Genomic DNA, 12,424 nt, shown 5'->3' with positions numbered 1-12,424 from the left:
CACTCCCCTCATGAAGGAACCCGACGCGAACACCAACCCGCCGGTGGACGGCAGCGAGCTGATCCGCTTCGAGGACGTGACCAAGCGCTTCGGGTCCAACACCGTCCTGGACCGGCTGAACTTCTCGGTCGACTCCGGCAAGCACGTGACGCTGATCGGCCCCTCCGGGTCCGGTAAGACCACGATCCTGCGGATGCTGATGACCCTGACCAAGCCCGACGAGGGGACGGTCAGCGTCGACGGGGAGAAGCTGTTCCCGGCGCCGGAGAAGCAGCTGCGCGAGGTCCGCAAGAAGATCGGGATGGTCTTCCAGCAGTTCAACCTGTTCCCGAACATGACGGTCCTGCGCAACATCACCGAGGCCCCGGTCACCGTGCTCGGCATGTCCAAGGACGAGGCGGAGGCACGCGCGCGTGAGCTGCTCGACATGGTGGGGCTCGCCGACAAGGCGGGGGCCCGGCCGACCCAGCTGTCCGGCGGGCAGCAGCAGCGGGTGGCGATCGCGCGGGCGCTGGCCATGCGGCCGCGGGTGCTGCTGCTGGACGAGGTGACCTCTGCGCTCGACCCCGAGCTGGTGGCCGGCGTCCTCGACGTGCTGCGGGACATCGCCCGCACCACCGACATCACCATGCTCTGTGTGACCCACGAGATGAACTTCGCCCGGGACATCTCCGACCAGGTCCTGATGTTCGACTCGGGCCGGATCATCGAGTCGGGCCCGCCGGAGAAGATCTTCAGCGACCCGGCGCAGGACCGTACCCGGGAATTTCTCAGCGCGGTTCTCTGAGCACGGGAAGTGAACAGTGTTCAATCTCCGAGGTCCCGGACCCGGGTCATGTCTCTGGCATATGCCAGCGAGCCAGCGCCCCTGCTGAGGGGGCTCGGCCCGGGGACGGAATCTCGTCAACAGCCGCTCACTACAAGCCGTTTGCCGGTTATCGTGGAGAGGATCGCTGTCTGGATTACGGCCCAGTAGTAGTGCGACCGAGCGAGCGCAGGGGGAACACCGTGGCGCTGAAGCACGAGCCGACCGCGCCGTACCACTCGGCCCAGGACGCGCTGCGCGTCCTGGAGACCGTGGCACGGCACACCGCCGGAGTCACCGACGTCGAACTCGCCCGCACCACCGGCCTCGGCCCGGAGCGACTGACCGCGCTCCTGAGGATGCTGCGCCGTGAGGGGTACGTCGAGCAGGTGGCCGACGGCGCGTATGTGACGGGGGACGCCCTGACCAGGCTGAGCTCCGTCCACGACCGAGACGAGGCACTGCGCGCCAAGCTCCAGCGCACCCTCGACGAGCTGCGCGACTCCATCGGCGCGGCGGTGTACATCAGCCGGTACGTCGACGGGGAGGTCACCATCGACCAGTACGCCGACGGGCCCGCGACGCCGGCGGTCAACGAGTGGGTGGACTTCCGCTCCTCCGCGCACGCGACGGCGCTCGGCAAGAGCCTGCTGAGCCAGCTGGACCACAACGGCCGCCGCGACCATCTCTCCCGGCACCGGATGACCCGCCTCACGTCCCGCACGATCACCAACGACAAGCTGCTCCTCTCCCGCCTGGAGGCACAGCCGCCGACCGTCCCCCACCTGGACCTCCAGGAGTACGCGGTGGGCACGGTGTGCGCGGCGGTGCCGATCACCGCGGGGGCGCTGGTGGGATGCCTCGCGCTGTCGCTGCCGGTCGACCAGGCGCATCGGCTGCGGAGGGCGACGGAGCGGTTGAATCGGGGGGCGGCGCCGGTTCTTCTGTCTCTGGCGATCTAGGGCGGGGCGGAAGGTACTCGGTCGTCTGCGGACCGTGGGGGCTGGTCGCGCAGTTCCCCGCGCCCCTGGGTGGGTCCACTCCCCCGTGGTCAGAAGCACCCCTTCCGACCGGGTAGTATTTTCTCTGTCGCCAGCCGCCGAAGGGTGGTCGGCGAGAGTCATGCGCCGCTAGCTCAGTTGGTTAGAGCAGCTGACTCTTAATCAGCGGGTCCGGGGTTCGAGTCCCTGGCGGCGCACCGGTGAAGGGCCTTTCGTGGGAGCGAGAGGCCCTTCGGCGTGTTCCCGGGGGCCTCGGGGGCGGCTGGGGGTCTGGGGGTTATCCCCCAGGGGATGCAGCATCAGCGGGTCCGGGGTTCGAGTCCCTGGCGGCGCACCGGTGAAGGGCCTTTCGTGGGAGCGAGAGGCCCTTCGGCGTGTTCCGGGGTCAGTCTTCGGTAGGTCCGCTCACCGGGCGGGCGGCACCAGACGGGGTCGGTACAGTCCAGGCCCTCTCTTCTCAGCTGGGCTCGGTTGATCTTGTTCGTTGCCGTGACCGGCATGCGGTCCACGACCCGCACGTACCGGGGGGCCATCTTCGTCCCCAGGTCCGGCTGGGCCGCCAGGAAGGCTGCGAAGTCGGCGGGGTCGAAGGTGCCCGCGATCGTCGCCATCACCTGGTCGCCGGTCACCGGATCCGGTACCGCGTACACCGCGACGGCCACCGCCCCCTCGTAGCGGGCGAGGATGTTCTCGATCATCGCCGCCGCCAGGTTCTCGCTGTCCACACGGATCCGGTCGTCGGTGCGGCCCGCGAAGTACAGGTACCCCTCGGCGTCCCGGTAGAAGAGGTCCCCGGTCCAGTACCAGCCGTCCCGGCGCCGCTCGGCATCCGCCTCGGGGTTGCGCCAGTACCCCTCGAAGGGGTTCGGCGCCCGGTTCACCAACTCGCCTATCGCCTCGTCCCCGTTCAGCAGCCGCCCGGCCGCGTCGAACCGTGCGGGCGGCCGCTCCCGACCCGTCTCCCGATCCAGTACGACGAGCCCGGGCGCCGCCCGCCCCACCGCGCCCGGCGGAGTCCCCGGAGCCCACTGGATCGCCGCGCCGCCCTCGGAGGAGCCGTACCCCTCCACCAGCCGCACCCCGAAACGCCGCTCGAAGGCGGCCGCGTCCACCGCTCCCGCCTCGGTGCCGAAGCCGAGCCGCAGCGGATTGTCCCGGTCGTCCTCGCGGGGCTCGGTGGCGAGGACGTACTGGATGGCCCGGCCGACATAGGTGAAGTACGTCGCCCGGTACGCGCGCACGTCCGCGAGGAACTCCGAAGCGGAGAACCGTCGCCTGAGCGCGACCCCGGCCCCGGTCGCCAGCGCGGGCGCCCAGTCGGCGATCACCGCGTTGCCGTGGAACATCGGCATGCAGATGTAGTGCACCCCGTCCGGCCCGAGCCGGAACTGGTCGGCCAGGGACCGCCCGGCGGCGGCCAGCCGGCCCTGGGAGCAGAGCGCGGCCTTGGGGGCGCCGGTGGAGCCGGAGGTGAAGTAGAGGAGGAGACGGTCGGCGGGCGTGGCGCGGGAGGCGTCCGGTTCGGCGCCGGCGTAGGGCGCGAGCAGGGTGTCGTACTCCTCGGAGCCGGTCACCAGGAGGCGGACGCCGGGCAGGTCGAGGCCGCGCAGCAAGGGGAGTTGCGACGGCTCGGTGATCAGCAGGCGGCACTCGGTGTGCAGGATGTCGCGGGCGAGTTCGGGGCCCCGGCGGGTGGGGTTGATGCCGGCGACGGCGGCCCGGGCGAGGGCCGCCGCGCTCAACCACATCGGGAATTCAGGGGTGTTGTCGAGCAGTACACCGATGTGGGCGCCGGGGCCCGGCAGCAGGTCGCCGAGCAGAGCCGCCCGCGCGGCGGCACCGGCCGTCACCTCGTGGTGGGTGAACTCCCGCCCCTCGAACCACAGTCCGGGCCGGTGGTCTCCCCACCGTCCGGCGACGAGTTCCGCGACCGTACGCCTCCTGGAGTCCATGGAGACGCACGGTAGTTGACGGAGCGTCAGATGTGGAGGGCCGAGGTGAACACGGTCAAGGCGACCATGAACCCGGCGCAGAACAGCACGATCACCCCGATGAAGGAGAGCGCCATGAAGGCGGCGAGCCCGTGCCCGGAGCGACGGAGATGGGGGATGGCCGTGGCCACGACCTCGGGCCCGTCGGCATAGTGGACGGTGACGATGTCACCTTCCATGGTCGTGCCCGGGCCGCCCTCCTCCTCGAAGCGGACGACTCGGCCCTCGCGGGTCCTGAACTCGTACACGTGACGCAGCCCGGTGCGCACGAAGCTGTCGCCGCCGCCATGTGCCACCGGGTACACCCGCAGGCACTCCGCCTCGGCCGTCAGCCCGCTCCGCCAGGCGCTGCGGGCCCGGTTCCAGCGCCGCACCACGTGGTACGCGCCGAAGAGAGCCGCGGCCATGATCAGGGCGGGGACGGCGTAGAGAAGGGCAATCATGGCGGATCCCCCGAGGTCAGGTGGTGTTCGTGTGGGGGAACCTACCCCGGGGGAAGCCTGGACTGTCTCAAGTGCCGATCAAAACGTGACGTCCGAGCAGGCGTAGAACGCGTTGGTCGTGTCGGCGATCGTCCACACCGCGACGATCACATGCCGTCCGCTGAGCCCGGACGGCAGGGTGCCGCTGTGCGAGAGGGTGGAGGGAGGTCGCTGGCCGTTGTAGGGGACGGTCAGGAACGGGGTCAGGTTGAGGTCGGAGCGGGCCAGGTTGTGGTTCTGGTTCCAGCCCGGCTTGGTGACGTAGTACTTGAAGTCGGTCGTGGCGTGCATCGCGGTGAACTGCCAGCGGAACGTGTAGCTCTGCCCGCCCGTCACCTTCGTCGCCGGCCATGCGGAGCCCGACGGTGTCCGCGGCGCGCTGAGCTGGCTGAAGCGGCTCACGCCGCCGTTGCATATCTGGCCGTCGGCGGGTCCGCCGGCCGGGAAGCCCTTGGGGCCCTCGACGCTCTGCGGCTCCCACTGGATGTCGCCGCAGTTCGTCACGGTGCCGTTCTGGCAGAGCTTCTGCCTGCTGATGGGGAGGTCGGTGTAGCCGTGGCTGCTGGCGCCGCCGGAGGAGAGCACTACGGCTCCGGTGGTGGCGAGGCCCACCACGGCGGCGTACCACTTGGTCTTTCTGCGCATGCTGCCGCTCCTGGAGAACGTGGGGGATGTTCTGTGAGGCGTGCAGGTCTAGACCAAGTCCCAGATTATTGCCGGTTGTTGAACATGTCCATACCAATCACGCCCCTTGTTCTCCGCGACCGGCACAGAACGCCACCGTCAAGTCCTTCACCAGCGCCTTGCGTTCGTAGTCGTCCAGTTCCACCAGGCCCCGCATGGTGAGCCGGGTCACCGTGTCCTCGACCGAGTCCACCACCGACGTCAGCATGGTCGCCCGGTGCTGGGCGTCCAGAGCGGCGATCCGGCGCCGGTGCATCGCGGCGGCCACCTCCGGGGCGTACTCGATGCGCAGCGGCTGGACCGAGAACACCTGCACGCCGACCGGCGCGGTCTCCGCGTTCACCAGCCGGGTCAGCGCCTCCCCCGCCGCGTCGGCCGAACCGCGCCCCGAGCCCGGCGCCTCCACCGGGATCCGGGCGAGCGCGGCCTCCACGCACTCGCGCAGATAGGTCTCGTGGTCGTCGACGCCGAGCGTGGCCCGCGCGGTGTCCCGCACCCGCCACACCACGAGGACGACGACCCGCAGCCCGACCCCGCTCGCGTCGGCCGCCGCCATCGGCTCGCTGCGCCAGTGCCGCAGCCGTACGTCGACCCGGCGACGCAGCAGCAGCGGGTTGACCCACATCAGGCCGGTGCGCCGCACGGTCCCCCGGTAGCGGCCGAACAGCCCGAGCACCCAGGCCCGTCCGGTCCGGCCCCGGGCCAGCCCGCCGAAGCCGAAGAGACCGAGGGCGCCGGCACCCGCGTAGGCGGCCCACTGCACCGGACCGAGGCCCGCGTGCGTGTACGACGGCAGGCGCAGCGCCTCCAGCGCGAGCGGCGGCACCACACCCGCCCACCACGAGGTGGCCGCGCACCCGGCCAGTCCGCAGGCTCCGGCGAGGACACCCACCGCGCCGGGGAGCACCCGCGCCGGGCGCTCGGCCAGTTCGGGGTCGACCTCGGGGGCGGGGCGCGGGGCGGCCTGGGCGGTCCTGCGCAGGCGGGGCTGCTCCCCGGTGCCCTGTCTGCGGGCCACCACGGCGGGCTTCAGCGGTACCGACACCGGGTCCGGGTCGTCGCGGAACAGCAGATGGACCGGGATCTCGGTGGTCGCCTCGTTCTGGATGAGCCGGGCGGGACGTGCGTGCCCCTCGGACTCCGGTGTCGGTGAAGTGGTCGTACTCATGAGTGCCTCCAGCCTCCGCGCCAGATGCGTCACAACAAGGGGGACAGGGTCAGGTGGTCGCCCACCGCGTGGTGGTGAGTCCGGTGCTCACGAGGTGATGAGCCCGGTGTTCACGGTGATGAGCCCGGTGCCTGTGAGAAGAGCCGCGTGGCTACGAGAAGAGCCGGCGCCAGGTCTCCGGGCCCGGGTAGCCGTCCGCCGCGCCGCCGCGCCAGCCCTGGGCGCGTTGGAAGGCCTCCACGCCCCGCCGGTCCGGCTCGCCCCAGCGCGGTCCCGGTCCGGTCGTGTAGTACTTGCCGAACCCTTTCTTCACCAGCTGGCGGCCGAGCTGGGTGACGTACTTGTTGGTCGCGCCGGGCCGGAACATCGCACGTCCGGGGTAGCCGGGGACGCCGTGCGAGGAAGGTGTGGAGGGTGCGGACGGTGTGGAGGGTGCGGGCGGTCCCCCCGTCCCTGCCCCGCCGCCCGATCCGATGTCCCTGCCGCCGCCGGTGACCAGCAGCGCCCAGGTCTGCGCCCCGGGCAGCCCGTCCGCGTCCCCGCCCCGCCAGCCCTGCGCCTGCTGGAACGCCTGGGTGGCCCTGCGGTCCGCGTCCGACCAGCGGGGGCCCGGCCCCGAGGTGTAGAAGCGCCCGGCACCGCGCTCCACGAGCATGCGGCCGAGCTGGGTGACGTACTTGTTGTTGGCCCCGGGACCGAAGTAGGCGGTGCCGGGGAAGGGCGTCACGTCCGGGGCCTGCGGCTTGGCGGGGTCCGGGGTGACGGGGTCCGGGTTCGCGCCGTCCGGGGTGGCGCCGTCCGGCTGGGCGCCCGAGGTGCCGCCCGCGAGCCCCTTGTACCGGTAGGCGACGTACCGGTCGGAGTTGCTCCAGTAGGCGTAGGGGGTGGCCTGCTTGCGGGCGTAGGGGCGGGTCTCCTCGTAGGCGAGGTAGTAGGTGTGCGTGTAGTCCGTCCAGCCGCCGAAGATGACGACGTGGGAGCCGTTCTCGGGGTTGGACGGGTTGTGGAAGAGCAGGATGTCGCCGGGTTGGAGGTCGTCCTTGGCGATCCGGACGCCGTACTGGCCGATGCTGCCGGTCCATTCGTTGCGCGGCAGGCTCCAGGCCATGGAGACGAAGCCGGAGCAGTCCTGGCGGTAACCGTCGCCCCAGTACTCGGACATGCTGTACGGCACCCGCGCGGCGACCCACTGCTTGGCCCGCTTGATGATGTCGGCGCGGGTGGTGGTGGGCGTCCTGACGGGGGCGGGCTTGGCGCCGGGGCCGTGCAGGGGGGCCTTGTCGCCCTGTGGGGTGTCGGGCTCGTCTGCCCTGGGGGTGCCGGGGCGGGTGGGGGTCTGGGGGGCGGCGAAGGCGGGGGCCGCGTGCAGGGCGCCGAGGGCGGTGACGGTTGTGGCGGCGAGGATCACGGCTCGGGCGGCGGCGGGATGACCGCCGGCCGGGCGGGGGAGGACGCGGCGCCAGTGGAGGCAGCCGGGGCAGTCGCAGTCCTTCTCGGGATCGATTTCCTCGAATACCGGAGTCTCCATGCGGCGCCCCTCACACTCCAGGTCGAAATGTTCGCAACTGTGCACATTCGTCAGTTTCTCAACTGTCCCCCGGACACGCATGCTGACGGTCCGAATGATGTACAGCACCCCCTGGGGCGGTCCGCGACACCCTCCGGAATCCGGTAGAGTCATGCAGGTCAGCAGGCGCCGCTAGCTCAGTTGGTTAGAGCAGCTGACTCTTAATCAGCGGGTCCGGGGTTCGAGTCCCTGGCGGCGCACGCACGACCGAAGGCCTCCCGCGAAAGCGGGGGGCCTTCGGCATTGAGGGACGCATCACGCCGACGCCCCCGGGGGGCGAGGGTCAGGCAGGTGGCGGCCGGGGGTCCGGGGTTCGAGTGCCTGACGGCAGGGCGTACACGGGTTCGAGTCTCTCGTGGTGTGTCGGCGCGGGAGTGTCTTCGTCAGGCTGGGGGCTTCTTGGATGACAGGCGCCACAATGAACGCGTATGACCGGTAAACACCGTGTTTCGCATCTTGCGATCATGATGAGCACCGTAGAACCCTGGTTTTTCAAGATGCTGCGTATACGCGGCAGTTGGGGGGCAAGGAGACGGTTGCCGGGGTTGCGGGGAAAGGGGGCCCCGCCGCTGAAGATGCCGGAGGGGGCGTCTGCAACCGGAAGGTCGCTGTTACCTGTCTAATGCTGTGAAGATTGTGGTGACTGCGGCCCACCACTGATACGTCTGTGAAGGTCGAGGGGGACCAGATCAGCCGTAAGGAAACGACAACACGCGGCCCGTCCGCGTGTGGGGGGATGACTCATCATGACGTCGACGCCGACGGGCGCCCGGCAGAATTTCGACCCGTCCGACACCACTCAGCTCAGGCTGCCTTCGCACCGGACCGGCACCCTGCGCCGGATAAAGAAGACGCTTCCGAAGTACGACTACGAGCACTACAGCAGACTGGCCGGTCCCCTCACACAGCCCGACCCGGGCCAGCCCTACAAGGTGCAGTACCGCTCGCTGATCTCGCAGGAGCCGCACCGCATCAGAGTCGCCCTGATGCTCGCCGCCGCCCCCCTGCTCTCGCTGGTCCTGCTCGCCTGGCTGCTCCAGCCCGAGCACTGGACCGAGCGCGACTACCCGGCCTTCTCGTGGCTGCCGGCCCTGGACATCGTCATGCTCGTCTCGATCGGCCTGATCGAGTTCTTCCGCTGCATGAACGTGCTGTCCAACGCCCACGCCACCCTGGTCGCCCGGGACCCGGTCCCCGTGGTGCCCGAGACCGGCACCAGAGTGGCCTTCCTCACCTCCTTCGTGCCCGGCAAGGAGCCGCTGGAGATGGTGACGAAGACCCTGGAAGCCGCGGTGCGGATCCGGCACCGCGGCCTCATGCACGTCTGGCTCCTGGACGAGGGCGACGACCCGGCGGTCAAGGAGGTGTGCGCGCGCCTCGGTGTGCACCACTTCTCCCGCAAGGGCGTCGAGAAGTGGAACCAGCCCAAGGGCCCGCACCGCGCCAAGACCAAGCACGGCAACTACAACGCCTGGCTCGACGCGCACGGCGACCAGTACGACTTCTTCGCCTCGGTCGACACCGACCACGTGCCGCTGCCCAACTACCTGGAGCGGATGCTCGGCTTCTTCCGCGACCCGGACGTCGGCTTCGTGATCGGCCCGCAGGTCTACGGCAACTACGACAACTTCGTCACCAAGGCCGCCGAGTCCCAGCAGTTCCTCTTCCACGCCCTGATCCAGCGCGCCGGCAACAAGTACGGCGCCCCGATGTTCGTGGGCACCTCCAACGCCGTACGCATCAGCGCGCTCAAGCAGATCGGCGGGCTGTACGACTCGATCACCGAGGACATGGCGACCGGGTTCGAGATCCACCGGCACAAGAACCCGGCCACGGGGAGGAAGTGGCGCTCGGTCTACACGCCGGACGTGCTCGCGGTCGGTGAGGGCCCGAGCGCCTGGACCGACTTCTTCACCCAGCAGATGCGCTGGTCGCGAGGGACGTACGAGACGATCCTCAAGCAGTACTGGAAGGGCTGGTACTCGCTGCCGCCGAGCAAGCTCTTCAACTACACGATGATGATCATCTTCTACCCGATGTCCGCCCTCAACTGGATCCTCGCGGCCCTCAGCTGCGCGCTGTTCCTGGGCCTCGGCGCCTCGGGTGTGAACATCGACCCCACCGTGTGGCTGATGCTCTACGGCAACGCCTCCGCGCTCCAGATCGGCCTGTACATCTGGAACCGCCGCCACAACGTCTCGCCGCACGAGCCCGAGGGCTCCGGCGGTGTCGCGGGCATGGTGATGTCGGCGCTGTCCGCCCCGCTGTACGCGAAGGCGCTGGTCGACTCGGTGCTGCGGCGCAAGAGCAAGTTCGTGGTCACGCCCAAGGGCGACTCGGCCAGCCCCGACCGGTGGTTCGGCACCTTCCGCTACCACTGGTACTTCATCGCGATCTTCGGCGGCTCGATCGGCGCCGGTGTCGCCCTGGGGCACTCCCACCCCGCCATGATCATCTGGGCGACCTTCGCCATGCTGATCACCGCCACACCGATCCTCACCTGGCGGCACATGCTGCGGCAGGCCCGCAAGAAGCCGGCCGGCGCCCCGCCGGAGGCAGTGGTTCCGGCCCAGGTGCCGGCTCAGGCCGCGGCCCGGACGCAGTACCAGCCGCAGCCGCTGCCCACCGCCCCGCACGCTCCGGCTCAGAAGCCGAGCTGGGCGGACTCGCACACGCACGACGAGGGCAACGACCAGACGATGCAGATCGCCCTCGGTGGATTTGGGGGACGTAAGGAATGAACGACCGTGCAGGCCGCCGCCGCGCCCGTCGACTCGCGATCGGTACGGCGGTGGTGCTCGCGCTGGCCGGGATGAACGGCCCGTGGCTGTACCGCTTCGGGACGGCGAAATACCACCAGTACCAGATCAACAGACCGGAGTACAAAGCCGAGAACGGCAAGTGGGAGATCGTCGAGTTCCCGAAGGAGTACCGGCAGAACACCATCCACGCGGCGCTGCTGCGCACCGGGAAGGTGCTCCTGGTGGCGGGGTCCGGCAACAACCAGGACAACTTCGACGCGAAGAAGTTCGACACCCGGATCTGGGACCCGGTCAAGGGCACCGTCAAGAAGGTGCCGACGCCCAGCGACCTGTTCTGCACGGGGCACACCCAGCTGGCGAACGGCAATCTGCTGATCGCCGGCGGCACCAAGCGGTACGAGAAGCTCAAGGGCGACGTGACGAAGGCCGGCGGCCTGATGATCGTCCACAACGAGAACCCGGACAAGCCGATCACCCTGCCGGCGGGCACCAAGTTCACCGGCAAGGAGGGCGGCAAGACCTTCGTGTCCAAGGACCCGGTCGTCGTCGAGCGGGCCAAGAAGGTCTTCGACAAGCAGACCGGGAAGTTCCTGCGCAACGACCCCGGGCTCGGCCGGATCTATGTCGAGGCGCAGAAGAGCGGCCGCAAGTACGAGACCGGCACCCAGGACAACTACCGGATCCAGGGGCTGACCGGGACGGACGCGCGCAACACCTACGGCATCGCGCAGAAGCTCGCACTCGACAAGAAGGACTTCCAGGGGATCCGGGACGCCTTCGAGTTCGACCCGGTCGCCGAGAAGTACATCAAGGTCGACCCGATGAAGGAGGCCCGCTGGTATCCGACGCTCACCACCCTGAGCGACGGGAAGATCCTCAGTGTCTCCGGGCTCGACGACATCGGGCAGCTGGTGCCGGGCAAGAACGAGGTCTTCGACCCGAAGACCAAGAAGTGGACATACACGTCCAAGGTCCGCCAGTTCCCGACGTACCCCGCGCTGTTCCTCATGCAGAACGGCAAGATCTTCTACTCGGGGTCGAACGCGGGGTACGGGCCGGACAACGTCGGGCGTGAGCCGGGTGTCTGGGACGTGGCCAGCAACAAGTTCACGAAGGTCCCGGGGCTGAGCGACCCGAAGGAGATGGAGACCTCCGGCACGGTTCTGCTGCCGCCGGCGCAGGACGAGAAGTACATGGTGATCGGCGGGGGCGGGGTCGGTGAGTCCGCCCAGTCCAGCAACAGGACGCGGATCGTCGACATGAAGGCGGACAGTCCCCGGTTCGTCGACGGGCCGACGCTGGAGAAGGGGACGCGGTATCCGCAGGCGTCGATCCTTCCCGACGACAGCGTGCTGGTGTCCGGGGGGTCGGAGGACTACCGGGGGCGCGGGGACTCCAACATCCTCCAGGCGCGGCTGTACCACCCGGACACGAACACGTTCGAGTCGGTGGCCGACCCGCTCGTGGGGCGGAACTACCACTCCGGGTCGCTGCTGTTGCCGGACGGGCGGGTGATGTTCTTCGGGTCGGACTCCCTGTACGAGGACGCGGCGAACACGAAGCCGGGGGTATTCGAGCAGCGGATCGAGATCTACACGCCGCCTTATCTGTACCGGGATTCGCGGCCTTCGCTGTCCGGGGGGCCGCAGACGATCGCCCGCGGCGCCTCGGGGACGTTCACCTCACCGCAGGCTTCCGTGATCAAGAAGGTGCGGTTGATCCGGCCCAGTGCGTCGACCCATGTGACCGATGTGGATCAGCGGTCCGTGGAGCTGAAGTTCACCGTGTCGGGGGACAAGGTGAAGGTGACGGTGCCGGGTAACAAGAACTTGGTTCAGTCGGGGTGGTACATGCTGTTCGTCGATGACGATCAGGGGACGCCGTCCAAGGCACAGTGGGTTCGGGTGCCGTAATGCCAAAGACGCTCCCGCACCTTCGATTTCGGGTGCGGGAGCGTCGTGGCT

General features: G+C 69.3%; 9 protein-coding genes and 2 tRNA genes. 6 read left to right on the top strand and 5 right to left on the bottom strand.

Going from position 1 to position 12,424, the window contains the following annotated elements; all coding sequences use genetic code 11:
- Positions 1–10 precede the first annotated feature (10 nt).
- The 3 genes from ehuA (at position 11) to OHN19_RS27225 (ending at position 2,003) form a co-directional block, all read left to right on the top strand.
- Positions 11–787: an ectoine/hydroxyectoine ABC transporter ATP-binding protein EhuA gene (gene ehuA / locus OHN19_RS27235; protein WP_330266709.1), complete on the top strand. Its 777-nt coding sequence runs from the start codon at positions 11–13 to the stop codon at positions 785–787.
- Positions 788–1,008: 221 nt separating this feature from the next.
- Positions 1,009–1,767 carry an IclR family transcriptional regulator gene (locus OHN19_RS27230; RefSeq protein WP_330266708.1) on the top strand — a complete coding sequence of 253 codons (759 nt, stop codon included), beginning with the start codon at positions 1,009–1,011 and terminating at the stop codon, positions 1,765–1,767.
- Between the two features lie 162 nt (positions 1,768–1,929).
- Positions 1,930–2,003: transfer RNA gene (locus tag OHN19_RS27225), tRNA-Lys, on the top strand.
- 102 nt (positions 2,004–2,105) lie between these two features.
- Here OHN19_RS27225 and OHN19_RS27220 read toward each other — a convergent pair.
- From OHN19_RS27220 to OHN19_RS27200, 5 genes are all read right to left on the bottom strand, one after another.
- Positions 2,106–3,758 carry an AMP-binding protein gene (locus OHN19_RS27220; RefSeq protein WP_330266707.1) on the bottom strand — a complete coding sequence of 551 codons (1,653 nt, stop codon included), beginning with the start codon at positions 3,756–3,758 and terminating at the stop codon, positions 2,106–2,108.
- Positions 3,759–3,784: 26 nt separating this feature from the next.
- A complete protein-coding gene (locus tag OHN19_RS27215) occupies positions 3,785–4,240 on the bottom strand; it encodes a hypothetical protein (RefSeq protein ID WP_330266706.1) in 456 nt (151 codons plus the stop codon).
- Positions 4,241–4,318: 78 nt separating this feature from the next.
- The gene (locus OHN19_RS27210) at positions 4,319–4,924 is read right to left on the bottom strand and encodes a lytic polysaccharide monooxygenase auxiliary activity family 9 protein (RefSeq protein ID WP_330266705.1); all 606 of its coding nucleotides are present in this window, start codon (positions 4,922–4,924) and stop codon (positions 4,319–4,321) included.
- A gap of 97 nt (positions 4,925–5,021) precedes the next feature.
- Positions 5,022–6,131 carry an SPFH domain-containing protein gene (locus OHN19_RS27205; protein ID WP_330266704.1) on the bottom strand — a complete coding sequence of 370 codons (1,110 nt, stop codon included), beginning with the start codon at positions 6,129–6,131 and terminating at the stop codon, positions 5,022–5,024.
- Positions 6,132–6,282: 151 nt separating this feature from the next.
- Complete coding sequence (locus tag OHN19_RS27200) at positions 6,283–7,659, bottom strand: peptidoglycan-binding protein (protein WP_330266703.1); 1,377 nt, start codon at positions 7,657–7,659, stop codon at positions 6,283–6,285.
- A 165-nt stretch (positions 7,660–7,824) separates the two neighbouring features.
- Here OHN19_RS27200 and OHN19_RS27195 point away from each other — a divergent pair.
- The 3 genes from OHN19_RS27195 (at position 7,825) to OHN19_RS27185 (ending at position 12,373) form a co-directional block, all read left to right on the top strand.
- Positions 7,825–7,898 (top strand) — tRNA-Lys (locus OHN19_RS27195).
- A gap of 546 nt (positions 7,899–8,444) precedes the next feature.
- Entirely contained in the window at positions 8,445–10,439 is a 1,995-nt protein-coding gene (locus OHN19_RS27190) for a glycosyltransferase family 2 protein (protein WP_330266702.1), read from the top strand.
- Positions 10,436–12,373 carry a kelch motif-containing protein gene (locus OHN19_RS27185; RefSeq protein WP_330266701.1) on the top strand — a complete coding sequence of 646 codons (1,938 nt, stop codon included), beginning with the start codon at positions 10,436–10,438 and terminating at the stop codon, positions 12,371–12,373. Before OHN19_RS27190 ends, OHN19_RS27185 begins: the two co-directional genes overlap by 4 nt.
- Positions 12,374–12,424 lie beyond the last annotated feature (51 nt).

The sequence above is a fragment of the Streptomyces griseorubiginosus genome (assembly GCF_036345115.1).
In the GTDB taxonomy this organism is placed as follows: domain Bacteria; phylum Actinomycetota; class Actinomycetes; order Streptomycetales; family Streptomycetaceae; genus Streptomyces; species Streptomyces griseorubiginosus_C.
This window is presented reverse-complemented; position numbering and strand designations above follow the sequence as displayed.